We start from the raw sequence: 24,414 nt of genomic DNA, 5'->3' as shown, positions 1-24,414 counted from the left end.
CGAAATACGCAGTTTACTCCTAAAAAACTTGCGATTCGGAGAAGTCAGTGGGTGAGACCAAGTTTGAATTGATGGCAGAAAATGGCGGCATTCGCTCGCCTTCTGACACACTGAACAGCAAAATCATCGCGATCCTTGAAGAAGACGGTCGCACGCCATTTTCTGAAATCGCGCATACGCTAGGGGTCTCTGAAGGTACCATTCGCAACCGTGTCAGCGCGCTACGCGATGCAAACATGCTGCGCATTGTTGCCATCGCTGACCCGGTCGCGCGCGAATATAGGACCGACGCGATCCTTGGATTGAAGGTTGCGCCCGGGGTTGCTCCGGCTCAGGTCGCCGATCGCTTTCAGCACGACCAGCGTGTCGTATTTGCGCTCTGGGTCGCAGGCAGTTTTGATCTGATCTTGGAAATCGTCAGCGACGATGCGGACGCCCTGCAGCGATTTCTGGAGGACGAAATCCATTCGGCTTCAGATATCTCCCATGTTGAGGTGATGATGGGGATGAAAAACTTCAAAAATCAATTCTTGCTCAAACGGGACTGGAGGCCTGAAAATGGGTAAGCTAAACAAGACGCTGGCATATTTTCAGGACGGTTCGCGTCCCGCACATGGGTTGCCGCCTTCTGCCTATCGCAGCAAGGCTTTCTGGAAGAAGGAGCGCAAAACCGTTCTATTTAGAAACTGGGTTTGCGTCGCGGCCGCACACGAGCTCAAGTTTCCAGGAGACGTGGTACCTGTTGCACTGGCCGAGCAACCTTTGATTTTGGTGCGAAACCGACAGAACGAAATCGCCGCTTTCCATAACGTATGCCGCCACCGTTGCATGACGCTTGTCGAAAAGCCGCAGAATGTAGGCAAGCTGATCCGCTGCCCATACCATGCGTGGGCCTATGATCTGGACGGGCGCCTGAAAGCGTCACCCCATTTCGGTGGCACAGACACCCACGAAGCCAATGGTTTCGACAAATCGCAAAATGGTCTCGTTCCAGTACGAACGAGGGTTTGGCAGGATTGGGTTTTCGTGAATCTCAGCGGCGATGCACCAGACTTTGAAGATTATGCTGCGTCCCTGATAGCACGGCTGGAAGGAATTGATTTCTGTAAACTTACGCATATTGGCACCCTCGACTTCGGAGTGATCGACACCAATTGGAAACTGATCATGGAGAACTTTATTGAGCCCTACCATGTGCAGGTCGTCCATTCCTCGACCACCGATCAGCCATTGAAAGATCACTACACAATCGTAGACGGCAATTGCCTTGGCAGCGCGGTAGACTTGGCAGAGGAATCGGGTACTTCAGGATCGCTTGGCGTCAGTTCGCGCTACCTAACACTTTATCCCAACTTCATTCTTGGTCGTTACTTCCCTGACCAAATGGGCGTCTATCTGAACATCCCCATTGGACCCAATCAGATGATGCAAAAACGGTACCTGTATACAACCGAGGGGCAAAACCTGTCGGAGGATGAAGTAGATAGCCTGAAAAACCTCTGGTGGGATGTTCACAAAGAAGATCACGAAATGGTTGAGCGCATGTGGCGCGGACGCGCATCGGAATTTGCAGCTGACGGTGGAGTTCTATCGCCGGTCTGGGAAGACAGCGTTCGCGCGTTTCAAGAAATGATCGTGGCCGATGTCACGAAATCAAAAGGAGCGTGACAATTGACCGGAATCACTAGCGGCTTTCGTCTTGCACATACAATGCTGCGGGTTATGAATACCGATAAATCGCTTGAGTTCTACTGCGGCATACTGGGTATGAAGGTGCAACGACGCACCGATTACCCCGAGGGAAAGTTCACCAATACCTTCATCGGATATGGTCCGGAAGCAGAGTTTCCCTGTTTGGAACTCACCTGCAATTGGGACCAGATCGAGCCTTACGAAAAGGGCAACGGCTGGGGCCACATCTGCATTGAGACACCAGACGTCTACAAGGCTTGCGATGACCTTGCGGCGGCAGGGGTAAAGATCACTCGTCCACCAGGGCCGATGAAGAACGGCACTCGAGTCATTGCATTCTGTGAAGATCCTGATGGTTACAAGGTTGAACTCAATGAAAGCATTACAAAACATCTGGCTGCGGAGGTAACTTGATGGGCGACAAACCACAGTTGATGAAATGGGATATGGTCGAAGACCGCTACAACCAAATCGGCGACAAGGAAAGTGACACCTACATTAAGCCAATGGTCACAAGCGCGTTTTCCAAAAGCATGTGTGGCGGCATCAATGTCCTGAAGAATATCAAAGTGCCGTGGGATCTGACCTGCGATGAGATTATCTACTGCCTCGAAGGTACTTTTCGCCTGGTCTGCGGTGGCGAGGAGTACATCTGCAACCGAGGCGATGTACTCTTCGTTCCGAAAGACAACCACATCTCCTACGAGGCTGATGACCGCTGCGTGATTTTCTATGCCGCCTATCCTCACAACTGGAAACAACTGGCGGGCCTCACCCATGTCCCGGGTATTGACCCCGATGACTTCGTGCCGGGCTGATTCAGCAAAGGGAAAGAAAATATGGGCAAGATCTATTTTGAAAGTTTCGCCGAGGCAGTGGACCGCAATCGACCGCGCATTGCCGAGGTAAAGCAAGAACTAGAAAACGCAGGCGTCAAATACGTGATGGCCGCATGGATCGACCTGCACGGCATTCCGAAGACCAAGCCTGTGCCGATGAGCGATTTCGAACCACTCTGCCTCGGCAAGGGGCCGCAATTCGCGGTGCATTCGATTTCTTACGTTCCCGAACTTAGCCCGGCAGACAGTGACCAGGTCGTCGTGCCCGATCTCGATGCCGTGTACATCTGCCCATGGGACAAAGAAACCGCAATCATATTTGCCGATTTGTACTGGGAAGACGCGCCCTATAATGTCTGTCCCCGTCAAGCGCTGAAACGCGCGATGCAAGAAGCCGCGACAGAAGGGTACTCAGGATTTGCCGGTGTTGAACCTGAATTCATCGTCATGGCCTATGACGAAGAGGGGCGACCGGTGAAAGCTTTCGACGACGATCCGGCCGTCGGCGTTCGACCACGCCGACAAGCGTTTGGCTATGATGTCGAGTATTCCATCGATTCAATGCCATTTCTCAAAGAGATGATCGATATCATCGAAGGCCTCGGATGGAACCTGCACGACGTCGTGGCTGAGGGTGCGTACTCCCAATTCGAACTTGATTTCCACTACACTAACATGCTCGAGATGTCCGACAGGCTCGTCTTCTTGCGTATTGTATTAAAGGAGATCGCCAAGCAGCACGGAATGTTTGTTACCTTCATGCCGAAGCCCACCGTGGGCGATTGGCGCTCAGGTGCACATATCAATATTTCCATGCAACACGAAAGCCGCCCGGGTCAGAACATTTTCGAGACCGAAGACGGCAGCGACTGGACCAACGAAAGCCGCTGGGCCGTCGGGGGGCTAATGGCCCACGCCGAGGCGCTAACAGCGATCACCTGTCCAACTGTCAATTCCTATAATGGACTGGTGCCGCGGGTTGGTGGTTTCGAAGGTGGCACCGTAACCTGGGCACCTACGAACATTACTTACGGCTATAACAATCGCTCTGCCCAATTCCGCCTGCCACAAAGCCGCCACTGCATTGAGAACCGCGCCGCTGACATGACAATGAACGTTTACTTGGCAATGGCGATGACGCTGTCTTGTGCAGTCGAGGGGATCAAAGGAAAAATCGATCCAGGGGCCCCTACCGATTTCGATCTCTATGACAAAACGGAATCTGAACTCGCCGACCTTGGCATTCGACGTCTGCCACGCACGCTGTTCAATGCGATTGAGGCACTCAAGACAGATGAGATCGCTGAGCGAGTTATGGGTCCAGTCATGCGAAAATCTTACATCGAGTATAAAAACGACGAATGGGAGAGATATCATCAGGCCGTGACGGATTGGGAGGTGCAGGAATACCTGCGCCTTTACTAAAATGGGTCACAAGACGTTCCATTTGGGCGACCTGCCACTGACGGGAAGTGGCACTCTGCGTGATGCGCAGCTTGCCTATCAAACGTATGGTGAGCTTTCGCCCAAAGGCGACAACGTGATTGTAATGCCGACCTTCTACACCGGTTCCCACAAGCGCAACGAAGGTTTCTTCGGTGCAGAGCGCGCACTAGACCCAGCGCGACATTATATTATCTCTATCAACCTGTTCGGCGGGGGACTATCAACATCGCCCAGCAATTCGTCCGCACAGCAAGGCGCAGCTTTCCCGGCAGTCTCGTTTCAGGACAACATCCGTGCTCAGCATATCTTGCTGACGCAGGAATTGGGCATAAAGCAGATCGCTTTGGTCCTAGGGTGGTCCATGGCGGGATGCCAAGCTTACCACTGGGCAGTGCAGTATCCGGACATGGTGCGCGCGATTTTGCCCTTCTGTGCTTCTGCAAAAACTTCGCCTCATAATTTTGTGTTTCTCGAAGGCGTCAAGGCGGCGCTTTGCGCTGATCCGGTTTGGAACAAGGGGCGTTATACGGAACAACCTACTGAAGGTTTAAAGGCTTTTGGGCGCGTCTACGCAGGTTGGGCATTTTCCCAAGCTTTTTATCGCAACGGACTCTACCGAGATATCGGCTACGAAAGCATAGGTAAATTGCTGGACGATTGGGCGGAAGACCATGCAACGAACTGGGACGCAAACGACCTTCTTTGCAAACTCGCAACGTGGCAGTTTGGTGACGTCAGCGCCGGACCAGAATTCAAGGGCGACTTAAAGGCAGCGCTTGGTTCGATCCGTGCGCGCACGATATTGATGCCATGCAACCAGGACCTTTATTTCCCACCGGAGGACAACGCGATCGAGGCCGAGCTGATCCCGCGTGCAGATCTACGACCCGTGACATCGGACTTCGGGCATTGTGCCGCCAACCCAGGCAACGACGCCTATTTCCAAAGAATGCTTGACGAAAGTATCTCGGATTTATTGGCTGCGTAGCCTTAAACCGGTCATTCGGACAATCCGCAGAAAATCCGCTTTGGGGTCAATACAGCCATCTGAATAAGGTAGTCGAATGTTCCCACTAAACCCGAAGTAGGCCTGGTCTCGACCTGTAAGGGCTAATGCAAGTTAAAAAACTAACAGAAGATCGAATCCGTTATTGTTCAACATGGCCGACGGATGATTAAGCCGTGACTAGACACTTTAGCTCAAGATTGAATCAGTTCGAAGCCGCGGCTTTCTCCATTGCTCTTGCAGCTAGATTTCTGTCCCCGAGTTCCTCGGTCATTTCAAAAACCATTCGCGTTACCCGCCATTCTCCTTCTAGTTCTTCTACATCCCAATGATATTTTCCGATTGGTCGCCAAATCTCATTCCCTATCCAGTGTCGACCATCAACTGATGCAGTCGCAGTCGCAGATGTGCCGGAGATTTCGACAGTCACCTGACCAAGCTCATGCCATGTGGCGTCAAATCCAGGAACAATGCCGCGCCACGCGGCCATGAGATCCTTCGGCGTCATCTTTGCCGGCTCACCGCCCCACAGACTGGTGTAATCGATAGTGACCAAAGGTGCGAATGCAGCTTCGGCTATTTCGTATGCGGCTCTGTCTACAGCCAGTGGAATGGACGAAACCAAAGTGATAATTTGAGCCGTATCAGGGTCGACCTTTCCAGCGGGATCTTGTTCTGCTTGCGCGGCGGATAAGGACATGGTCGTGGCAATAGCAGCGTTGGTCAGCATGCGTTTCATATTTTCTTTCCTTAGGAAAATGATTGCGAAAGGGCGTCCGGCGCGACAACGCCGGATCCTACTTGCTTAGCTGTCGTTATTGTCTGTGATGTTGAAATGTTCGGCCATCACGTCTGCAGCGCGAGTGACGTCCTCCGGATTATCATAAAAGTCGAACTGGGTGACGTTCTCCAACATTTCCAGGGTCGCGTCGCCTAAATACGACTGCAGGAAAGTCTGTACTCCTTGAGGGATCGCTGCTGCTTCCGAGTGAACGACTGCAAGAGGTTGAGTCAAACCGGTTGCGTGATCGGCGGGATAATATGTCAACCAATCTTCCCAGCCTGAATTGTTCCACTTATTGTCATAGGCAGGGATCGCACCACGATCTTCTTCATAGTAGTAACCACCAATAGGCATTAAAACGCCTTCCGCGCCTTCAGGCCCGGCTGCCGGTATAATCTGACCCCCAGCAGAGTCAGCAGCACGGCTTACTTCTATCAATCCAGCGACACCTGCGGCACCGCCATAGACAGCTTCTACGATTTCTTTGTTCTGAAGCCACGGTGCGACAAGACCGATGCGTTGTACCAAATCATTGCCGGAAACCGCATCAACCATATAACCCGCAGACGCGCAGATACCCAGGCCGTTTATTCGGGTGGCGTCTACTTCCGGTAAAGACGCAACAAATTCAAAAGCAGCCCGAATATCTGAGGACTTGGCCGATGGGCTTTCGACAAATCGGACATTATTAGGAAGATCACCCGATTTACCCCAGCCCCGAAAATCAAAGGTAAAGGCGGCAAAGCCGCGCTCTACCATTTCTTTGGCATACACACGAGGCATTTGTTCCTCGACCGATGTCCATGCGCCGGTGACAACGACCATGGGTAACGATGAACCTTCATACCCTTCCGGAAGATACAGAGTTCCGGTAAGCGTCTGGCCCTCATTAGTGAACGTCACACTGCGGGTTTCAATCTGTGCAATGGCAGATGTTGAGGCCATCAACGCTGCTGCCGTTGTTGTTGCGAACATCTTCATGGCATTTTCTCCTGCTTTTCATCTTTGTGGGGTTTTCCCGATGAATTGAGAGATATCTCAACAGAAGTCAGCGTTCTTGAAAGGTCTTGCTCAGTTTTTGAAGATTCTTGTTTTTAGTACGGTATCTCTCAAGCGACGCGCGCTGCCCGATAAACACGAGGGGACTGACCTGTCACTTGTTTAAAGCTTCGCGAGAAATGCGACTGATCGGCAAAGCCGCAATCTAGTGCGATACTACCAAGAGGACGTGCGGTGTCGTCCATCATCTTGATCGCCTGCTCCACTCTATAGGCCAGTACATATTGCATTGGCGTTGTGCCCACGGTTTCCTTGAACACACGGCTAAAGTGAGATGGCGACATCCCCACCTCACGTGCAAGTTCATCCAGTACGATCGTTTGGTCAAGCCGTTCGCGGATGAAGCGTAAAACACGATTATAGTGAGAAGAAGTGAAACGGGCACTCAGCGCGACCGCTTCGTGGCGACGTTTTCCATAGCGTTGTAAAAGCTTTACGAGAAGAACACGGCTCATTGCTTCATACATAACGCCTGACGTTATGTCATCGTTTTCCAGCGCATCGCGCAGGATAACCCCTGCTGTGCACAGATCGGCGTCTTTAAAAAGTGGCGTGTCCTGAAACTGTTGCGGGTCCAGTAACATCGATAACTCGGTGTGCGCAAAGCGTTCCACTTTGACTGGGTCCAAAGTGACAACAATCACATCTGACTTATCGAACCAACGCCAACCCGATCGCATGCCGGCGGGCGTTACAACGATCTCGTTTTTATGGAAAACAAAGTCATGGAGTTTGCCATCTCGAGTGTTCTGAACTCGATGCGGGCGTGACTGCAGGTTCAAGAGAACATGGTGCTCGGTGTAAACATTCTCAGGCATTCTATCCGGCGCAGCCTGAAAATAACGCAAGGACATCAAGCCAGCAGCAGACACATGTTCCAGTTCGTCACTATTAAGCAAGGGTAACGAAGGATATATATCTTGGTAGCGGCGTGGCAATTTGCTCCTCCTTTGAAAAGGATTAGCAGTTTGGCAGGAAATGCCAAAATTGAAACTAAAACGTATCGCAGCAAAGTCCCGCAGAGTGGTCCCGTGACGCGTTTCCGCGAATGACCTCGTTTAGTCCGTAGCAGACCTTGAGCGAGAGTTCCGCGCCATTGCAATAATCAACACGAGAATTGATCCTCTTGCGGATCCAATAGGCGATGCATAGCACCAATATCCGGCGCCTATTCTTCGACAATTCCTACAGCAAGACCTTCCGTGAAGCTCAGGGCTACTCTGTCTCCCGCGCTAAGCTGTTCGACAAACTCTCGACCAACTTCCGTTTCAACCTCGATCATTTGTTCTGTGCCGCTGCTGTCCGTCACAGTTGCAACAGAGCTCGCCTCATCGAAGGAAACAAAAGTCAGAATTAAGGTGACCATCGTTCCGGCAGCCACGCCCGGTGTTGATCCCTCTGAAGCCCGGCCTTCCAATTCAACCATACTGTCAACCTCGCCAGGGAATGCCATGCTTGCAGCTATACCCAGTGTGTACACCGCTTTGACGGTATCGCCTTCTTCAATTTGGTCGAAGTTTACGACTTCCGGACCTGCAAGAATGGTCTCTTCTTCGCCTGTATCTGCGTTTTGCAGCACGATGAGCCGAGTGTCTGGATCGACCGACTTAACTGTCGCATCAGCTTCGATGGTCACGCTGCGCTCAGCTGTTTGAGCAAAACTGAGGGCTGGTAAAATCAAGAAAAATGCAGACGCAAGAAGTTTAATTAGCATGTCTTCTCCTAATGAGATTCATGGTGGAAGTTTGTACAGTCGCTCGCAGCTTCGCAGGATAGCTAAACGTTGCCACACCACTTCGCAGTTTGAAAGATGTTTGTCAGCCGGCATCACCAAAGAACGAAGTCCTTGAGCTTGAGATTTCCGCCAGATAGCGAAAACGTAATCTGGAGCGACTGGGTGGACAACGCTAGAGTTTCCCTATTGCAGGCAATGACGACATTGGGCGCTGGTCAATGCCGTTGCGATGAAGGGTCCGACTGCTGGGTTAAATGGGCGAGGTTTTGCAATAACAAGACCCGATTAGAGATCAGTGACAGCATTTGCAAAGACCATTACCCCCAAGACCGCCAGCACAATTGCAACTATCAATTTACTGTATTTTTCCATCAACTCGCTCAACCCAAGAAAAATTCGCTCCGCACGCTCCCCAAGCGTCAAAGAAAAAGCGAAAGGCATTGCCAAACCAAGGCTCGAAACGGCGACGAAAAATGCCAGCGCAACCAGCTGGGACACTGGGGCATAAGTTGCGGCGGCAATCGTCAATGCACCCGAAACAAAGAGTGCTGCATTCTTAGGGTTGAGGGTCGCAAGACCTGCTCCAAGCGCAAACGCCTTTACTGGTTGCAAGCTTTCCAATGCGGCCATCCATTCCGGTGGCCCATTTTCTTTTGATGAACTGAGGCTAACGAACTTTCGTGCGGCCAGTGCGACGAGGCATAGACCAAGTAAAAGACGACACCAAACCACCCACGCCGCGGGAGGTTGCCGGTTTGGGGTGCTGATATCCGATATCGCTATGGCTAATGACCCAACGAACATCGCTCCAACTGCCCAACCTCCAAGAAACGCATTGTGTGCGCTGCGTTCTGGCCTGCGTATCAGGAACAGCGACACGCTTATCAGCGGCAGCGTCGCAAGAACAATGCCAACAGCGATTGGTGATGCTTCGATAAACGCAGCGAACATGTTTTCTCCGCGAGGCGCGGCCTAATTGAAGACCAATGCTTTTACCGGCAGTAATATGGCCTGGGCGCGCAAGACAATTGCATTTGCAATTCCCATTCCGTCGACGATCCGTGCGACGAAAGCTGATAGCCCAGTGATTTCGCCGGCCTCGATTTCTTTCGCGCGGCTGGTATAGGCAACGCCAACACAAGCACTGCCCGGTGGGATATCTTCTAAATGTTTTGGGAAAATTGGCGCCAGGAAGGCCGTTACTGTCCCGGGACGAGCTCGATCCTGTTGATCCAGCAGCGCGTCCCCAGGTCGAAATTGCCCAGCAGCAATCGCGCTTTGCACTTCGTCCACCACCATAGGGATTATGGTCAAGGGCTTGGAAGCACAAGTAATTTCAACCAACATTCCGGGTCTGAGTACGCTTGCTGAAATTTGACCAAATGCCGCAATAAAACGCCCTTGTCCCGTGACCTCAGGCACCAAAATGCCAGCAGGACGTAAAATTGGGTTAACAATGTCGCCTGACTTCAAGAGAAATTGAGTGACAGTCCCATCTACCTCTGCGAAAACAGTTGACTTTGATATTTCGTTTTCTGCCTCACTAAGAGCAGCACGCGCGCTTTCAAGCTGCGCTGGAAGGAGTGTTGTCTGGCGCAGTTTGGCACCGTCGAGCGCCGCAAATGCGGCCGCACGCTGGCTTTGCGCGCCTGAAACGGCTGTTTGCAGTCGTTCCAATTCCTGCTCGCTTACGACGGTGTCGTTGCGCTCTGCGAGTTCAAGACGTCGCTCCAAGTCATTTTCGGCCTGAGCTAGATCTGCCTCGGTCGCCTCGACAAGTGCCGCGGCGCCCGCTACTTCCGTTGCGGCCAAACCCAAGGCTGCCTCAACCTCTTCGATACGACGTTGAGCGGTTACTGCTGCCGCCTCTTGCCGCATGGTATCCAATCTAAAAATGGGGTCACCGGCTTTGACTGCCGCGTTATTGGCCACGTAAACTTCCGAGACGCGGCCTCCACGGTCGGAGAGAATAGTTACAGTACGAAACGCGGCTGAAATGTTTCGAGTAGACGGGTGGAAATAAAAGATCACAGTTATCAACGTGACGGCCAAAATAGCACAAGCGGTCAAACCCCATCGCAATTCATACCACACGTTGAAAAGAGTTATTTCGTGACCCCACCTCTTGCCCTGTTTGTAACGCCTGTAAAGGTAATCAGGGACAATTGTGATTAGCGCAGAGAACACCAACTCAAGCATCGTCATTCTCCGAGAGGTCGATTTCGGTCTTGAGTGGGAAAATCTCATGCAAAGGCACCGCCGCAATTAAAATTGCTGCGATCCAAAAAGCATTGTTCAGAGTGAACAGGGAGATTAAGCCTAGCACACCTACAAGCTGCATTTGAACCTTGTGGGCACCTGCTGCCATACGGTCGGGAATTGCCTGAACGGTAAAATAGAGCGCGCCGAAACCCAGCAGTATTAAAACGAGCAACACGCCGACAACGATCAGAAACCCGTCGGTCTCGCCCGGAGGTGTTACCCAAAATGGCAGCGCTGCAATCGCCTCATCAGAAATAGAGCTGTTCATTTGAACCTCATGTTTCTTAATGATCTGCTACAAGGATAACCGATTGAAATCAAAAAGATCAATCTCGCACGAGACTGCGAAGAAAGTTCGTAACAATCTAAGTCGACCAACAACCGATCTGGAGTATCTAATAATTGAGCTTTCGCTGCCTTCCAACAAAGAGAAAGTAGATTAATGAGGCCGCTGTGAGTCTAAGGCGGACATTCATCCAAACATCGCTAGCATCTGTTTTGCGAACATAGCTGCCGTCGGTTGCACCACTTCATGCTTGGTCCGCACGAACGGTCGCCTAGCGTAAACACCGACTTTTGACCCTTACTTTCGCTGACTCATGGTCCCAGAGGCAAGTTTGGCAGCCACGTCCATGTCGGACAAGTCCACGCTTCAGAACTGTCTGGGCTTTGTTTGTTTGAGATTTGCGCGGCCGAAGGGCACAATCAAATGATAAAGCGGAGAGCAAACATGCCCTACGAACCTCAAGACGTAGTAACGACCGAAGAAGAACTGCGAACAATCGTGCCCAACCCGCCTAGTGGAACGCAGGACGTCAAAATAATTGACCATATAGACAAGCACTGCCGAGTCTGGATCGAACGATCACCGTTTCTTGTTTTAGCAACATCGGACTCGACAGGTCGGCTCGATTGTTCGCCTAAAGGCGACCCGGCTGGCTTTGTTAAGGTTATCGACGAAAAAACTCTCGCGATCCCGGATCGCCCCGGCAACCGCCGCTTTGATGGGTTCATCAATATTATGCAAACCGGTCGCGTTGGACTCATCTTTTTCGTTCCAAACCGCAATGAAACAGTTCGTGTGAATGGCACTGCACAAGTGGTACGGGATCAGCCTTTATTAGAAAGTATGGCAATCAATGGCCGAGTACCGGAACTGGCGGTTCTCGTAAGCGTGGAAGAAGCCTTTTATCACTGCGGTAAGGCAATAATTCGGGCGGCGTTGTGGGCTCCCGAAAAGGCGGTGCCAATTGACGGATTGCCAACATATGCGGAAGCCAATGTCGATCATACGGGGCGCGATTATTCATTGGAACAAGTTACGAAGTGGTTCGATGACAATGAAAAATATCGTCTTTACGACGATTGATAGCATTTCCATTAATGGTCGTGCCAGCAAGATGCGTCATTAAAAAGGTTTTTTGGCTGACTAACATGCGAAAAGGGCGTCCTTCTCGCAATCAGAGCAAATACGACTGGCGAGAAGAGTAGATGGCATGCAATTGCGGGTTCCCGACTCAAACATCGGGCCGAATCAGTTTCATCAATACCGGACGGTTTCATGGCAAGCTTCGATGCCACGTTCTTTCACCAGGTCCTCTAAAATTCGAAGCAATAGTGAGAACCCGACGTGCAGCATCGCAGCCAGGCGAATGTTCCCGGAACTGGTTTCGAAGTAATTGAAGGGTGATCGTTTCGTTCGTCGGTTTAAGCTTCAAAAGCCCCTGCCCGCCTCAACACAAGTTCTTCCGACAAGACTGTATCGTGGCCGCAGAGAATTGGAACTTTCATAGACACTGATGGAATTACGGCACTGCGCTTGAAGCGGGTAAATACGCGATGGTGCTGGTTGATCGAGATAGTTTCAGCCAGATCCTATCAGAATACCCGCACCAAGAACCAGTCCGCCTCCCACAACCACTTGTAACGTCGCGCGCCAGAATGGAGTATCCATAAACCGGTTTTGTATCCAAGCGATTGCCCAGAGCTCAAGAAAAACCACAATGATTGCGATCGTGGTCGCTGTCCAGAAGTCTGGGATAAGATACGGCAAGGCATGCCCAAGTCCACCAACTGCGGTCATAACGCCGGACGCAACCCCTCGTTTGATCGGGCTCCCGCGACCCGATAGCTGACCATCATCCGAAGCGGCTTCTGTAAAGCCCATAGAGATCCCAGCGCCGATACTGGCAGCAACTCCAACGAGAAAGGTGGTCCAGGGGTCCTTTGTGGCAAATGCTGTGGCGAAGATCGGCGCCAGCGTCGAAACTGATCCGTCCATCAGGCCAGCAAGCCCCGGTTGCACCCAAGTCAGAATGAATTGTCGTTTCGCTCTAAAATTTTCCTCATCAAGGGCCTGAGGGGTAAGATGAGCTTCGGCGAGCGCGGCTGCGCTGGTTTCATGCGCTGCTTCTGCCGCCGCGAGGTCACCTAGCAGTTTCCGCGTGTCCGCGTCCTTCGCTCGTTTCGCCGCTGCAAGGTAGAAATTTTGCGCCTGGATCTCCATGTCTTCGGCAATCTGTCTAATCCGTTCCAGCGGTAGGTGCTCGGACAACCATACCGGCCGCCTTGCGTAAAAACCTGATACATGCTCGCGTCTGATTAATGGCACCGTTTCACCGAACCTGGACTTATGCAGATCAATCAGGCGGCGTCGGTGATCGTCTTCTTCGACGGACATCCCATCAAAAACCTTGGCCGTAGCAGGATAATCGGACCTCAGCCGCTCGGCGAAGCCTCGGTAGATTTGGGCATCGTCTTCTTCCGAAGAAATTGCCAATCCCAATATCTCGCTTTCAGAAAGATCGGTGAACCTTTTCCTGCCACCAAAGAACGACCGCATAACGTCACTCCTATCCTCAAACTTGCTTCGAAAATAGAAAATCCAGCCCCGCAATCAAACTGTAAACACTTTTCTGCCGGAGTTCGAGGAACCGCCAGCTTCAGGCTTAGAACGATCGCCGGAGCTACTTTGCTGGAAGTCTGCTTGTCACTCTGAAGCTGCCCTTGGCGCATTTCGATTCTATTGGCATTCGCCAACCGCAGTCCTTTATGCCACGCATTTATTGATTTTGTCACACCTCCCTAGGCGGGATTTAATAATATCAATGACTTAACACCTGCAGCCGTCGCGCTTTTTTGAAAGTGCTATCCACGTACTACCTCGTTCTCTGGCCTCACATTGTTCGTAGAGACACACCGTTAAAGTCCAACTGTTTATCCAAACAAACAGAAAAGAACGGCATGGTTCCGAAATACTTTGGTCTAGTTAATTGATTTTATGAAAAAACTAACTGTTATTAAATCAGTTTACCGTTTTTTTGCGTCGCGAATATCATAGCCCTTTTCACGCCTCGATACCGCGAACTAGAAGCAGACATAAAGTCTATGTGCGTTGAACGTCCGAGTTGCGGACAAAGCCGCCTTTGGACACAGCACTTAATTTGGCTTCTTACAGCTGAGTTATCAAATTCTGAACGTCAGCAAGTTTTTTGATCTAAATCAGGCCAATTCTCTCGAAGAAATAGTATTCGTATCTTGGAATGAATTGATTAACGCAACCTAATCTACCTCCTGCAAACTACCTATCAGCCATTTCGACGGCAGAAAGACACAACATGCTGAAAAGGAAACTTCCTCTCAAAATTATTGGACTATGCGCTTTTTTTTCCCCGCAGCTCGCTTGGTCGGATGATCTTGGATCTGCAGTTCAAAACCCGATCAGCTCATTGGTTAGCGTTCCCTTCAAGTTCACATTCGACAATGGAGCACCGAATGGGAAAGCAAACTCACTGGCGATTCAGCCCGTAATTCCGGTTACGGTTGGCGACTGGAACCTTGTTTCACGCTTTATCATCCCGCTCTACGACGCACCTGGTGGTGTAGCTGGGTTGCCGGGCAACTCAGGGATCGGCAGCCCATCTCAGTCTGGTCGTACAACAGGTTTGGGCGATATTAACTACACGCTGTTCGCTAGTCCGGTCAAACCAGTCAATGGATGGATCTGGGGAATTGGTCCTTCCATTACAGCAGACAGTGCAACGGATGACCGGTTGGGGAGCGGAAAGTGGAGTGCGGGTCTTTCTGCAGTGGCTCTTAACCAACCAGGCTGGGGTACATATGGCGGGTTGATCCGTCATCTATGGTCGTTTGACGGAGACAGCGATCGCCAGGACGTCAATCAAACGCTTCTGGAACCTTTCATAAACTACAACTTGGACAACGGTTGGTATCTGATCAGCGATATGGTCATCACTTACAATTGGGAAGCGCCGTCGGATGAAAGGCTACTGCTTCCGATCGGTGGCGGCGCCGGAAAGGTAACCAAATGGGGTAATCAACCGGTCAATATTCGTGCCGAGGCGTACTACAACGTTGAAAGGCCCTCCAGCGCGCCAGAATGGCAAGTTGGGTTCACAGTTCAGCTTCTATTCCCCAAGGGCTAGACGAGTTTCAAACTGTGTTGTCGTGCAAGTTTACGCCAATCCGTCCAATGAAAATCAACTTCAAAACAAAGGGTAATGGTATTTAGAGGAGAAGAACATATGCGGAACAAAGTTTTAACAGCGCTTACGGCAATGCTTATTTCACCGATATCCGCCTGGGCGCAGGAAAAACCGAATATCCTGGTGATCTGGGGAGATGATATTGGGAGAGACAACATAAGCGCCTACAGTCACGGTATTATGGGGTACCAAACTCCCAATATCGACAGGATCGCCGCAGAAGGGGCTTTGTTTACGGACCATTATGCCCATCAAAGCTGCACTGCGGGTCGCGCCGCTTTCGTTCTGGGTCAACATCCTTTCCGAACGGGTCTCCTTACAATTGGTATGCCTGGATCCGATCACGGGATTCCCGATTGGGCGCCGACACTCGGCGACGTGCTAAAAGATCAAGGATACACAACAGGTCAGTTTGGCAAGAACCACCTTGGTGACCAAGACAAGCATTTACCAACAAACCACGGCTTCGATGAGTTTTTTGGAAATCTCTACCATCTGAACGCAGAGGAAGAACCGGAAACCTACTACTATCCCAAAGATCCCGAGTTTCGTGAGAAGTACGGTCCCCGTGGTGTGATCCGGTCTTTCGCGGACGGTACAATCGAAGATACCGGTCCCATGACCCGAAAGCGGATGGAGACTGCGGACGAAGAGTTTGTAGGTGCCGCACTTGACTTCATTGAACGTAGCGTCTCTGAGGAAAAGCCTTTCTTCGCGTGGGTCACTACGACCCGGATGCATGTCTGGACTCGATTGAAACCAGAGTCAGTAGGTGTAACAGGAATTGGGCTTTACCCTGATGGGATGGTCGAACACGATGGCCAAGTCGGTCAGTTACTAGACAAGCTTGATGAACTCGGGATCGCTGATAATACCATCGTTGTTTATTCGACAGATAATGGTGCGGAAAGCTTCACCTGGCCCGATGGTGGGATCACCCCATTTCATGGCGAAAAGGGTACAACTTGGGAAGGCGGTATGCGGGTTCCCCAATTCGTACGTTGGCCTGGTGTGATCGAACCGGGGTCAATCATAAACGAAATTATGTCCCATGAGGACTGGATGCCAACGCTTGCAGCTGCGGCTGGAAACAACCAGCTGGTTGAGCAAATGAAGGAAGGCATGACCGCGAACAAGAAAGAATGGCAGGTTCACCTCGATGGATACAATTTCCTCCCATTCTTTTCGGGTGAAACTGAGGAAGGGCCTCGCAAAGAAGTTATCTATTTCGGACAAGGCGGAGAACTGAATGCCGTGCGGTACGAAGATTGGAAGATCAATTTCGCTGGTGTCTACGGCAACATTGCTACGGGCGAGCGGCGAACAACTGGCTGGCCAATGGTTATCAACCTAAAGGCGGATCCCTATGAACAGATGCCTTGGGAGGGCGAGATGGGATATCTGCGTTGGTACGCCGATAACATGTGGCTATTTGTGCCGATCCAACAGGTCATCAAAGACTTTTTGGGCACGATCAGAGAGTTTCCATTCCAGTCCGGTGCCTCGCTCAACGCTGCGGGCATCAACTACAATAGCCTTCGTGCCGCGGACGCACTCGAACGGTTCGAAAAGCTTGAGAGCCTAATGCCGCCAATCCGAAACTGAAAAACAGCAAAGATTAAAGCCATGATGTGCGGCACTCAAAGCGAGTGCCGCCTTCAAATTAATGTTTCCACGTTGAGCTCAATGCAGTCAGTCGCTGCGGAGCAGCGCCCGCAGGCCTGATTAAAAGCAGCTTTGGGCTCAGAGCGGTTATTCGCCGCGGAGCAGCGTACCTATGCCGGATTAACGGCGGCTCTGGGCTCGATGCGGTCATCCGCTGCAGGATGCATAAACGTCCGCTTCCGGAAATGGGTATGGTCTGTTTCATTCGGCTTCCTTCTGCCCTTGCAGGTTCCTTGTGTTTGGTGATGGATGCCTCGACACGAAGGGGGAAATTTTGGGGTCGAGAAGTGTAGCTATTCAATGTTTTCAATTAGCTGCAGCAAAAGAAGTGTAAAAAGAAGTGTAACATTCGCCCTACAAAATCACTCAAGGCTACACTTCTTTTTACACTTTTTTTCTTGTAACCATTTGCAATTAAACAATAGTTACACTTCTCTGCGCTGATTTTTCCCCTTCCCACGGGTTATAGTGCTATTTCCACGCATTCGGGTCGTATTTAGAGCTAGCGACTGGGAACTCTTCCGGATCCAGTCTCGCCTCCATTTGCTCTCCTTTTGGTTGTTTTTCCTCCTTTTCGATCCGCCCTTCCACATAACGCAGGTAAAGCTCATTCACCTCGCTCCGGAGGAGCACCCTAACGCTATTGCGGGGGTGTGTCGTGATCTTGTACTTACGTAGGCGGCCCATCATGCTGTGCTGTGTCAGCGGTTGGCCCCGGTTAATTTCACACCACGGCGCGTCGGGATCTGCGTTTAGCTTGTCCACTATGCGGGACGTTGGTAAGTTCTCTTTCTTTTGTTCCTCGAACAACAGCCAGATGTCCCACACCAGCTGCAGCGGTATGGGCAGGTCGTTAATGCCGTGGCCGCTCTCCATTGTGTGATAAGCTGCCTTGGCCCTCTCCAGCCACTCCTCGCCCAGGCTAAACGCAACCTTGTACAGGGGCTGCCAGTTGTCCTGCACGCGGTCGCTGCCAAGGTTCATCGGCAGGATGTCGTGATCTATGTGTTCTTGTGGAAAATCTTGCGCCCATCGGGCCAGCTTCTGGCGGTCCTCAGGGTGCAGCTCAAACAGATTACCTGGTTTACGTTCTGTTTTTTCGTTAACCAGCTTGCGCCGCAGCTCCACCTTTACGCATCGACTTTCAAGCGCTGCATTCTGGCGGCCTATGCCTGAAATCACCTGCGGTGCCCACACGCTGAACACACGGGGTGGGTGGTCGTTATTGACTTCCTGGGTGCGTAGCACGTTTGCGTGGCGCTTGGTGTGTCCGGCGTTTATCAGGCTTACAAGATCATCATTGTTCTTGATCGTCAGGTCGGCCTCATCAAGCAGGAGGGTGGGTTGGTACATCTCAATCACTCTGAATAGCGCGGCCTGTGATACTTGCGAGCAGTACAGCGGCTTGCGTGAAAAGGCTTCTACGACCTCTGCCAGCGTACTCTTACCGCACCCCGGTTCCGGGGATGTAATGAACAGCTTGGGGAACAGGTACCACCTGTCCATGAGCCAGCTGGACATCACCCACAATGTCACTGCGTCGGCCTCTTCGTCGTTCTGAAACAGGATGTGACGCATGAGCCTGTCATGGATGGATTCTGCGAGGTCTGGACCGCTTACAGGCTCGTACCAGATGGGGGTTTCCTCCAGTAAGTCTGGGGTGTCATCCTCCTCCACGCTCGACGTTGTGGCGTCTGTCAGCTTGTCCAGCTCCGTGACTTGTACCTTGGCCGCCTTCAATCCTGCGCGTATGCGCTGCCATTTGGCCGGATCAGTACTCCTGGTTATTTTCAGGGCTTCCAGTGCCTCAGGTTCGAAGGGCGCCCCTGGATCTTCCTTTGCTCGGTCTGTCACTCGGTTGAGTATCTGGGTCAATTGCACTGAATCAACCATTGTCACCCCCAAATCTCGCTGCGACCAATGAAAACGGTGTTTTTCGGACCGGGTTTGGTGAAGTGGTACCAAGCGCAGTTGTCTTTTCCCGTCATCGTGCTGCCGGGAATCCATTTGACGCGACCGACCGAGATGATGCGGCGCAAGCGCGGCAAAAACGGGATCGCCTGTTTGGTGTGCATCCAGTCGGTATCAAACAATAACCACGTCGGAACCTGGTCACTGAGATGTTCGATTAGCGGATGCAGTATTTTCCGGTCCCACGGCGGGTTTGTTATGACGCAGTCTGTCGTCGACAGATCGGCCTCAAAATCAAACACGTCGAGTTCTTTGACTTTTGGGTGTTCCGGTTCGATGTCCGACATGTGCAAGCAGACGTGACCGTTTTCTTCGAGATGTCGGGCAAGCCCACCATCGCCGGCGCACGGCTCAGCAAATGACCACCCTTCTTCGATCCAGAACAAAAGCGGATCGATTGCTTTTTTGGGAGTCATGTATTTATCGCGTGGGATGCGATCAAAGTCGCTTCTTTTGCCCATTATGCAGTACCGCGCGGTTCAACGCGGTTGCGTTCTTTGTAATCATTGGCACTCGTGCGGAAGATACGGCGCAGACGGCCAACCTGGTAGGTTTCAAGCTGGCCTTCGCTAATTAGGTTCCATACATGACGTTCGCTGCAATCGAGTTCTTCGGCGAACGATTTTGGGCTGGGATCAGATGTACGTGACATGATCTTTCCTTGTTTCGGTCCAATATGGAAAGATCAGGCACCGCGGTGCGTTGCTGTGTGAATAGATGAACCAAGAGTCTTAAGACTTACGGGCGTAGTTTCCATGAGTCTTAAGACTTGTGGGAAGGTTGGATCAGATACGATCCTCGATTGTCTTCTCAGACAAGGCTCTTTGCCCGGTGATTCCCGCGGCCCAACTGATCATTTGTTTACGGATTAGCCTCGCCGCTAATGCGCGGTCGCCTTTGGCTTGGGCTAAGGCCGCATCTTTGTGGGCGTCAACAAATCGGTTTCTTTCTTGCGCGCGATCTTTACTGGTAATCACACCTTTTGCCCGCCCTGCCCGTTTCTTCTCGTTCTCAACACTAACGCTTGTTTGTAGCTTGTGCCGTTCTCGCAGCTGATCCAGACCATGATTTACAGCATCACCAAAGTCTTTGGTGCGCTCAGCGGCTTCCGCGTCAAGGCGATCGCGTTGTTCTTCTAGCTCGCGTAGGAAGGTTTCAGCATTGGTACAGGCCGCCAGCAGGTCTTCGGCTTTGGTCCGCATCTCCGCTGTAACCTCGTCGGTTGTCTCAATCAGCGCGACGATGCTGTCGATCTGGTTGCGCAGTACATCCATAGGATCGTCTTCGAACACAGACTGAGCGCCGCGAACCTTCCACTTGCCACTCATGCGCTCTGCCCTCCAAACGCGGGAAGGATGATCTTTTCGTCGGAAAGGGCACACAGATGGTCTGACCACAACTGGGTGAATTGGCGTGCGACGTCATTGCGCTCTGCTGCCCAAGAGTAATGCGCGTCAGCATTTTTTTTGTTTGACGTGTGATTAGAAAGGCGGTCACGGATCTCTTTGTGGCCTTTGTTTTCGGCGACCCAGGTCAACGCCATCCTTCGGAGGGCATGGGATGTGAACTTTGAATCGATACCAAGCTCAGGTAGCTTTTTCTTCAAAGTACGAATGACCAGCTTCTTATCGATTGGTTTGCTGGCGTCTTGCGCACTAGGGAAAACATATATGGATTCACTGTTTCCTTTCAGCTCTTCTAAGCGCGCGACGGTTTGCCGTGATAGCATCACTTTGTGTGAAAAACCGTTCTTCGATCGTTCTGCGGGAAGTTCCCAGACGGCGTCTTCAAAGTCGACCTCAGCCCAACGCATCCCGGTAACTTCATTGATGCGTGCGAAGGTCTCGGCCTGAACCATCAGAATGTCACCGTAACGCCCCAGCACATCAATATTTCGGATGAAGGACCGGAACACGGATTTACTCGGCGGGGCGATCATTACCTCGCGCTTCTTAAGACCTGGGTTTGCAGCCGGGTTTGGGTGGTCTTTAGGTAACCAGTGCTTTTGCCCCAACATGTCGATCTTTTTGGTTTTACCAACTGCAACGTTGAACATGACATGAATCAGGGAAGCCACTTGCTCAGCTTGACGCGATTTGCCTGCTTCTGAGAGCGGCAACAGTATTGATGCGACAGTTTCCTCGGTGAATTCTCGCACGTCTTTATCGCCGTGATCCGGGAGGATGTGTCTATTGATGATCCGTGTGTCTTCGCGAACTGAAGTTTCAGCCTTCACCTTGCGAGCGTACTCGCTGAGATACCGCTGACAAAGTGCACCCACCGTAACGACGTCTTCGGTTGAAGACCCGTTGGTCTTGCTTTTTGGGCGTGGATCTTCGCCTTTGTCACGGAGGTCACGTAGATCGCGCCACTTTGATCGAGCATCCGCCAACGTCATTTCTGGGTAGGTCCCAAAAATGTATTCCACCTGTTTTCTGGTCTCGGGATCACTGAAACGGAATATCCAAGTTTTGCGCGACTGTTTGCCTTTTGTGGCTCGCATCATCAGACCCGCTCTTTGTGGGTCTGTCAGCTTTCCGCCGGGTTTCAGACTCTGATAACTAATGTCGGTTCTATCGCTGCGCTTGGCTTCTTTCACCGCGCTACCATCCGCGATGCTGATTGCCGCCTTGATGGCTTCAGCGAGTTCGCCACGGACATTGGTGTCACGTGCGGCGATCAGGTGCTTTAAAGCCCGTTCGCGTGCTGGTAATGCCTCGTCAGACATGGCCGGGTTCCTTTCACGTGACCGGTTATGTGGGGCCGGGTGTTCGCAGCACCCGGTTCCGTAATTGAAAAATACGCGACTCGCACCAAAATCTCAATTTGATTCCAGAACCATTCCAGAATTTTGCTGCTTGTGGGTTCGTGGCCGTGCATTTTCGTGCAATATGAGCCCAAAACGGAATTGCAGCTGAAACCCCTGTTTTGTTGGGGTTTTGGCCATATTTTTAAGGAGATTTGATGGTGCCCCCACACGGACTCGAACCGCGGACCTACTGATTACAAATCAGTTGCTCTACCAGCTGAGCTATAGGGGCTTGGACAGTCGATTAATGCTTCAGAACAGTGACTGCAAGTATGAAATTTCATCTATCATCCACCTTAAGCAAATTATCTTGTGTTTGTAGGTGCAATTTGAAGCGATCCGCGGATTTGACTGTCATTTCCATAGGATGTAACCCAGTTGAGACGCTTTGAAAATGAAGGCGAACAAATAACCATGAAAGTCGTCGTCCACGCAGGCGTTGCTCATTCCGACGATGGTCGGCTGCTCGATCTCCTGAAGGCCAACACCCAAGTGCTTGGTCAGTGGAATGTGGCTTATCGGGGTTTTAGTACCTACAAGAACTACTTTCGAACCGCTCTCGACTCGTTCGAAAATCGACAGTCCATTCAGCGGGCACGAGAAGAATTTCTTAAACAAATACCAAATTATGGAAATTTTGATCGGCTAATCTTGTCGACCCCACGATTCATTGGAGAAATTGAAACAGCGATTATGGACGGGCAGTTCTATCCCCTTGCAGGACAACGCATCGCGTGTCTGGTGGAAATTTTTGAGGGGTTTGAAGTCGAACTGTTCATTGGGCTGCGAAACCCGGGCAGTTTTATCCCCCGGGCGTTAATGAGCCAACCAGAGTCACAGCGACAACGTATCCTTCGCCAAACCGACCTGAGTTGCTTGAGTTGGCTAGCCATGATCGACAACATTCGAGATCTCGCACCTAACGTGAATTTCACGGTATGGAGCAACGAAGATACGCCACTCGTCTGGGGAGACATTGCTCGGGCGATGGCTGGCTTACCCGAAAACGCTGTGCTGTCCGAAGAGTATTCGCTGTTATCATCACTGGTGTCAGGAACTGGCAAACAAGAAATTCAGAACTTAATGCAGAAGAAATCCGCGCCTTGCGACCCTTCGCTTCGCTCGGAACTAAGTCGAATTTTTGATGAATACGCCATGCCCGATGCCATAGAAGAAGAACTTGACCTGGAGGGTTGGAGCGACGAAATAGTCTCGGCTTTTACCGAATTGTACGAACAGGATCTGGCAATGTTAGAAGCCATGCCAGATATCAAGTTTCTAAGACCATAGACGGCCTTCCATCCCAAAGCTCACAAAAATTCCCTAGGGCTAAATAGAGGCCAGGGCCGATTTTATGGCATGGTATGACGCTTTGGGTGTTCGCTTCAATGTCTTGAAATCCACATCGACAAGGCCAAAGCGTTTTTCATACCCCAAGGCCCATTCATAGTTATCGAGTAGTGACCAGACAAAATAGCCATTTATCGGCACACCTTGGTTCAGCGCTTCTTGCAACGCGGAAAGGTGCAGGTCCAGGTAATCGATGCGATCATTGTCTTGCTGACGTTCAGAACTGGCCATTCCGTTCTCGGTTACAAAGATCGGCAATTCCCCTGTATATTCACGGGCTGTACGGATCAAGAAGCGGGACAGTGCGTCAGGATCGATTTCCCACCCCATCTGCGTTTTTGGTAAAGGTCCTTGCACCTCTTTTAAACTGGGCCAAGGGGCATCCGTGTGAGAGATCAGCTTACGCGTGTAATAGTTCAGTCCACACCAATCAACCGGAGCGCCAATGGTTTCGAAGTCATCCTCCCAGTCCGCCGGCAAATGTGGCGCCAATCCATCCAGCACGTTTTCCGGATAGGATTTCTTGAAAACGCCTCCAAGAAAGAAACGATTGTAAATCCCGTCATAAAGCGCCGCAGCGTTTTCTGACTGCGCGCTGTCATCGGCAGGTTCAGCCCATTCCAAATTGAACACGGCACCCAAATTAGACATCCCTAACCCGCGCATTGCCTCGATCGAGCGCCCATGAGCCAGTAAAACATGATGCATGGCGCGTGCCGTGGCACGTATATCACGAAGACCCGGGGCATGATGGCCGTCAAAATGACTTAGCCAACTCACGCACCACGGTTCATTGATAGGTGCGACACTGAACATCCGATCACCGATCCGACCCATGATGATCTCGGTAAAATCAGCAAACCAACCTGCTATGTCCCGATTTCGCCATCCCCCAAGATCTGCAAGAGGCGATGGCAACTCCCAGTGATAGAGCGTAGCGCATGGGCGGATGCCGCGTTCTAGCAGTCCGTCAGTCAACCGATCGTAAAAATCCAAACCCGCTTGATTTACCGCCCCTCGGCCCTCTGGCAACACGCGTGCCCAACTCGTCGAGAAACGGTAACAGTCGAATCCGGCGTCCTGGATCAAGTCCAGGTCTTGCTCAAACCGGTTGAGATGGTCGCAGGCAAGATCACCGTTTTCGGCGTTTACGACATTACCGGGAGTAGCGGCAAAACTATCCCAATGTGTCTTTCCCGCGCCGCCCTGGGCGTGGCCTTCAATCTGATAGGCGGAGGTCGCGACTCCAAATAGGAAATCCTGCGGAAAGTCGCTTCGTTTGTGTTTCATT

The 24,414-nt window shown here is 51.5% G+C and carries 24 protein-coding genes, 1 tRNA gene and 1 pseudogene; 10 read left to right on the top strand and 16 right to left on the bottom strand.

Features of this window, described 5'->3' with window-relative positions; all coding sequences use genetic code 11:
* The first annotated feature begins 47 nt into the window (after window positions 1-47).
* The 6 genes from AC2FNV_RS13120 to AC2FNV_RS13095 are packed head-to-tail and all read left to right on the top strand — an operon-like array spanning window position 48 to window position 4,965.
* Entirely contained in the window at window positions 48-566 is a 519-nt protein-coding gene (locus AC2FNV_RS13120) for an Lrp/AsnC family transcriptional regulator (protein ID WP_367648118.1), read from the top strand.
* Entirely contained in the window at window positions 559-1,668 is a 1,110-nt protein-coding gene (locus AC2FNV_RS13115) for an aromatic ring-hydroxylating oxygenase subunit alpha (RefSeq protein WP_170604907.1), read from the top strand. Before AC2FNV_RS13120 ends, AC2FNV_RS13115 begins: the two co-directional genes overlap by 8 nt.
* A 3-nt stretch (window positions 1,669-1,671) precedes the next feature.
* On the top strand, window positions 1,672-2,106 hold the full coding sequence (gloA, locus tag AC2FNV_RS13110) for a lactoylglutathione lyase (RefSeq protein ID WP_254442487.1): 435 nt from the start codon (window positions 1,672-1,674) through the stop codon (window positions 2,104-2,106).
* Window positions 2,106-2,510, top strand: coding sequence for a cupin domain-containing protein (locus AC2FNV_RS13105; RefSeq protein WP_170473318.1), 405 nt, complete (start codon window positions 2,106-2,108; stop codon window positions 2,508-2,510). The genes gloA and AC2FNV_RS13105 overlap by 1 nt, the downstream gene beginning before the upstream one ends.
* A 21-nt stretch (window positions 2,511-2,531) precedes the next feature.
* Window positions 2,532-3,956, top strand: a complete 1,425-nt coding sequence (locus AC2FNV_RS13100; protein WP_170604905.1) for a glutamine synthetase family protein — start codon at window positions 2,532-2,534, stop codon at window positions 3,954-3,956.
* Window position 3,957: 1 nt separating this feature from the next.
* Window positions 3,958-4,965, top strand: coding sequence for an alpha/beta fold hydrolase (locus AC2FNV_RS13095; RefSeq protein ID WP_170473322.1), 1,008 nt, complete (start codon window positions 3,958-3,960; stop codon window positions 4,963-4,965).
* Window positions 4,966-5,188: 223 nt separating this feature from the next.
* On the opposite strand, the gene AC2FNV_RS13090 is transcribed toward AC2FNV_RS13095, so the two are convergent.
* The 7 genes from AC2FNV_RS13090 to AC2FNV_RS13060 form a co-directional block, all read right to left on the bottom strand.
* Complete coding sequence (locus AC2FNV_RS13090) at window positions 5,189-5,722, bottom strand: nuclear transport factor 2 family protein (protein ID WP_170604903.1); 534 nt, start codon at window positions 5,720-5,722, stop codon at window positions 5,189-5,191.
* A 66-nt stretch (window positions 5,723-5,788) separates the two neighbouring features.
* Entirely contained in the window at window positions 5,789-6,748 is a 960-nt protein-coding gene (locus tag AC2FNV_RS13085) for an alpha/beta hydrolase (RefSeq protein ID WP_170604902.1), read from the bottom strand.
* A 128-nt stretch (window positions 6,749-6,876) separates the two neighbouring features.
* Window positions 6,877-7,764, bottom strand: a complete 888-nt coding sequence (locus AC2FNV_RS13080; RefSeq protein ID WP_170604900.1) for a helix-turn-helix domain-containing protein — start codon at window positions 7,762-7,764, stop codon at window positions 6,877-6,879.
* Between the two features lie 230 nt (window positions 7,765-7,994).
* A complete protein-coding gene (locus AC2FNV_RS13075; protein ID WP_170604898.1) occupies window positions 7,995-8,540 on the bottom strand; it encodes a hypothetical protein in 546 nt (181 codons plus the stop codon).
* 306 nt (window positions 8,541-8,846) lie between these two features.
* The gene (locus tag AC2FNV_RS13070) at window positions 8,847-9,512 is read right to left on the bottom strand and encodes a GAP family protein (protein WP_170604896.1); all 666 of its coding nucleotides are present in this window, start codon (window positions 9,510-9,512) and stop codon (window positions 8,847-8,849) included.
* Between the two features lie 21 nt (window positions 9,513-9,533).
* A complete protein-coding gene (locus AC2FNV_RS13065; RefSeq protein ID WP_496773500.1) occupies window positions 9,534-10,760 on the bottom strand; it encodes an HlyD family secretion protein in 1,227 nt (408 codons plus the stop codon).
* On the bottom strand, window positions 10,753-11,091 hold the full coding sequence (locus AC2FNV_RS13060; RefSeq protein WP_170473340.1) for a hypothetical protein: 339 nt from the start codon (window positions 11,089-11,091) through the stop codon (window positions 10,753-10,755). The genes AC2FNV_RS13065 and AC2FNV_RS13060 overlap by 8 nt, the downstream gene beginning before the upstream one ends.
* Before the next feature lie 462 nt (window positions 11,092-11,553).
* Between AC2FNV_RS13060 and AC2FNV_RS13055 the strand changes: the two genes are divergently transcribed.
* Complete coding sequence (locus AC2FNV_RS13055; protein WP_170604892.1) at window positions 11,554-12,192, top strand: pyridoxamine 5'-phosphate oxidase family protein; 639 nt, start codon at window positions 11,554-11,556, stop codon at window positions 12,190-12,192.
* 177 nt (window positions 12,193-12,369) lie between these two features.
* Here the strand turns inward: AC2FNV_RS13055 and AC2FNV_RS13050 are convergent.
* Window positions 12,370-12,477, bottom strand: a pseudogene (locus AC2FNV_RS13050) (IS6 family transposase); the annotation flags it as partial.
* A gap of 210 nt (window positions 12,478-12,687) precedes the next feature.
* Window positions 12,688-13,665 (bottom strand): iron exporter MbfA, encoded by a 978-nt coding sequence (gene mbfA / locus AC2FNV_RS13045; protein ID WP_170473345.1) that lies wholly within the window; start codon window positions 13,663-13,665, stop codon window positions 12,688-12,690.
* 775 nt (window positions 13,666-14,440) lie between these two features.
* On the opposite strand from mbfA, the gene AC2FNV_RS13040 reads away from it, so the two are divergent.
* Window positions 14,441-15,268: a neuromedin U gene (locus AC2FNV_RS13040; protein WP_170499493.1), complete on the top strand. Its 828-nt coding sequence runs from the start codon at window positions 14,441-14,443 to the stop codon at window positions 15,266-15,268.
* A 99-nt stretch (window positions 15,269-15,367) separates the two neighbouring features.
* Window positions 15,368-16,933, top strand: coding sequence for an arylsulfatase (locus AC2FNV_RS13035; protein ID WP_496773497.1), 1,566 nt, complete (start codon window positions 15,368-15,370; stop codon window positions 16,931-16,933).
* Window positions 16,934-17,464: 531 nt separating this feature from the next.
* On the opposite strand, the gene AC2FNV_RS13030 is transcribed toward AC2FNV_RS13035, so the two are convergent.
* From AC2FNV_RS13030 to AC2FNV_RS13005, 6 genes are all read right to left on the bottom strand, one after another.
* Window positions 17,465-18,886: a DUF3631 domain-containing protein gene (locus tag AC2FNV_RS13030; RefSeq protein WP_170610444.1), complete on the bottom strand. Its 1,422-nt coding sequence runs from the start codon at window positions 18,884-18,886 to the stop codon at window positions 17,465-17,467.
* Window positions 18,887-18,888: 2 nt separating this feature from the next.
* Complete coding sequence (locus AC2FNV_RS13025) at window positions 18,889-19,425, bottom strand: class I SAM-dependent methyltransferase (protein ID WP_170610442.1); 537 nt, start codon at window positions 19,423-19,425, stop codon at window positions 18,889-18,891.
* On the bottom strand, window positions 19,425-19,616 hold the full coding sequence (locus AC2FNV_RS13020) for a helix-turn-helix domain-containing protein (RefSeq protein ID WP_170610439.1): 192 nt from the start codon (window positions 19,614-19,616) through the stop codon (window positions 19,425-19,427). Before AC2FNV_RS13020 ends, AC2FNV_RS13025 begins: the two co-directional genes overlap by 1 nt.
* Before the next feature lie 133 nt (window positions 19,617-19,749).
* The gene (locus tag AC2FNV_RS13015) at window positions 19,750-20,292 is read right to left on the bottom strand and encodes a hypothetical protein (RefSeq protein WP_170604842.1); all 543 of its coding nucleotides are present in this window, start codon (window positions 20,290-20,292) and stop codon (window positions 19,750-19,752) included.
* Window positions 20,289-21,692, bottom strand: a complete 1,404-nt coding sequence (locus AC2FNV_RS13010; RefSeq protein ID WP_170604840.1) for a tyrosine-type recombinase/integrase — start codon at window positions 21,690-21,692, stop codon at window positions 20,289-20,291. Before AC2FNV_RS13010 ends, AC2FNV_RS13015 begins: the two co-directional genes overlap by 4 nt.
* 237 nt (window positions 21,693-21,929) lie before the next feature.
* A tRNA-Thr gene (locus AC2FNV_RS13005) sits at window positions 21,930-22,005 on the bottom strand.
* 146 nt (window positions 22,006-22,151) lie between these two features.
* Between AC2FNV_RS13005 and AC2FNV_RS13000 the strand changes: the two genes are divergently transcribed.
* Window positions 22,152-23,063: a hypothetical protein gene (locus AC2FNV_RS13000; RefSeq protein ID WP_254442480.1), complete on the top strand. Its 912-nt coding sequence runs from the start codon at window positions 22,152-22,154 to the stop codon at window positions 23,061-23,063.
* A 39-nt stretch (window positions 23,064-23,102) separates the two neighbouring features.
* On the opposite strand, the gene AC2FNV_RS12995 is transcribed toward AC2FNV_RS13000, so the two are convergent.
* Window positions 23,103-24,413 carry a GH1 family beta-glucosidase gene (locus tag AC2FNV_RS12995; RefSeq protein WP_170604836.1) on the bottom strand — a complete coding sequence of 437 codons (1,311 nt, stop codon included), beginning with the start codon at window positions 24,411-24,413 and terminating at the stop codon, window positions 23,103-23,105.
* Window position 24,414 lies beyond the last annotated feature (1 nt).

Source organism: Ruegeria sp. BHSA163, from assembly GCF_059613365.1.
The sequence above is the reverse complement of the archived record's forward strand: the minus strand, read 5'-3'. Positions and strand labels throughout refer to the sequence as shown.

Excerpts from the sequence above, each read along its gene's own strand:
- AC2FNV_RS13040 (WP_170499493.1), top strand. The coding sequence starts at position 14,441 with ATGCTGAAAAGGAAACTTCCTCTCAAAATTATTGGACTATGCGCTTTT.
- AC2FNV_RS13075 (WP_170604898.1), bottom strand. The coding sequence starts at position 8,540 with ATGCTAATTAAACTTCTTGCGTCTGCATTTTTCTTGATTTTACCAGCC.
- AC2FNV_RS12995 (WP_170604836.1), bottom strand. The coding sequence starts at position 24,413 with ATGAAACACAAACGAAGCGACTTTCCGCAGGATTTCCTATTTGGAGTC.
- mbfA (WP_170473345.1), bottom strand. The coding sequence starts at position 13,665 with ATGCGGTCGTTCTTTGGTGGCAGGAAAAGGTTCACCGATCTTTCTGAA.
- AC2FNV_RS13090 (WP_170604903.1), bottom strand. The coding sequence starts at position 5,722 with ATGAAACGCATGCTGACCAACGCTGCTATTGCCACGACCATGTCCTTA.
- AC2FNV_RS13020 (WP_170610439.1), bottom strand. The coding sequence starts at position 19,616 with ATGTCACGTACATCTGATCCCAGCCCAAAATCGTTCGCCGAAGAACTC.
- AC2FNV_RS13060 (WP_170473340.1), bottom strand. The coding sequence starts at position 11,091 with ATGAACAGCTCTATTTCTGATGAGGCGATTGCAGCGCTGCCATTTTGG.
- AC2FNV_RS13015 (WP_170604842.1), bottom strand. The coding sequence starts at position 20,292 with ATGAGTGGCAAGTGGAAGGTTCGCGGCGCTCAGTCTGTGTTCGAAGAC.
- AC2FNV_RS13010 (WP_170604840.1), bottom strand. The coding sequence starts at position 21,692 with ATGTCTGACGAGGCATTACCAGCACGCGAACGGGCTTTAAAGCACCTG.
- AC2FNV_RS13055 (WP_170604892.1), top strand. The coding sequence starts at position 11,554 with ATGCCCTACGAACCTCAAGACGTAGTAACGACCGAAGAAGAACTGCGA.
- AC2FNV_RS13030 (WP_170610444.1), bottom strand. The coding sequence starts at position 18,886 with ATGGTTGATTCAGTGCAATTGACCCAGATACTCAACCGAGTGACAGAC.
- AC2FNV_RS13085 (WP_170604902.1), bottom strand. The coding sequence starts at position 6,748 with ATGAAGATGTTCGCAACAACAACGGCAGCAGCGTTGATGGCCTCAACA.
- AC2FNV_RS13100 (WP_170604905.1), top strand. The coding sequence starts at position 2,532 with ATGGGCAAGATCTATTTTGAAAGTTTCGCCGAGGCAGTGGACCGCAAT.
- AC2FNV_RS13065 (WP_496773500.1), bottom strand. The coding sequence starts at position 10,760 with ATGCTTGAGTTGGTGTTCTCTGCGCTAATCACAATTGTCCCTGATTAC.
- AC2FNV_RS13095 (WP_170473322.1), top strand. The coding sequence starts at position 3,958 with ATGGGTCACAAGACGTTCCATTTGGGCGACCTGCCACTGACGGGAAGT.
- AC2FNV_RS13025 (WP_170610442.1), bottom strand. The coding sequence starts at position 19,425 with ATGGGCAAAAGAAGCGACTTTGATCGCATCCCACGCGATAAATACATG.
- AC2FNV_RS13115 (WP_170604907.1), top strand. The coding sequence starts at position 559 with ATGGGTAAGCTAAACAAGACGCTGGCATATTTTCAGGACGGTTCGCGT.
- AC2FNV_RS13070 (WP_170604896.1), bottom strand. The coding sequence starts at position 9,512 with ATGTTCGCTGCGTTTATCGAAGCATCACCAATCGCTGTTGGCATTGTT.
- AC2FNV_RS13035 (WP_496773497.1), top strand. The coding sequence starts at position 15,368 with ATGCGGAACAAAGTTTTAACAGCGCTTACGGCAATGCTTATTTCACCG.
- AC2FNV_RS13105 (WP_170473318.1), top strand. The coding sequence starts at position 2,106 with ATGGGCGACAAACCACAGTTGATGAAATGGGATATGGTCGAAGACCGC.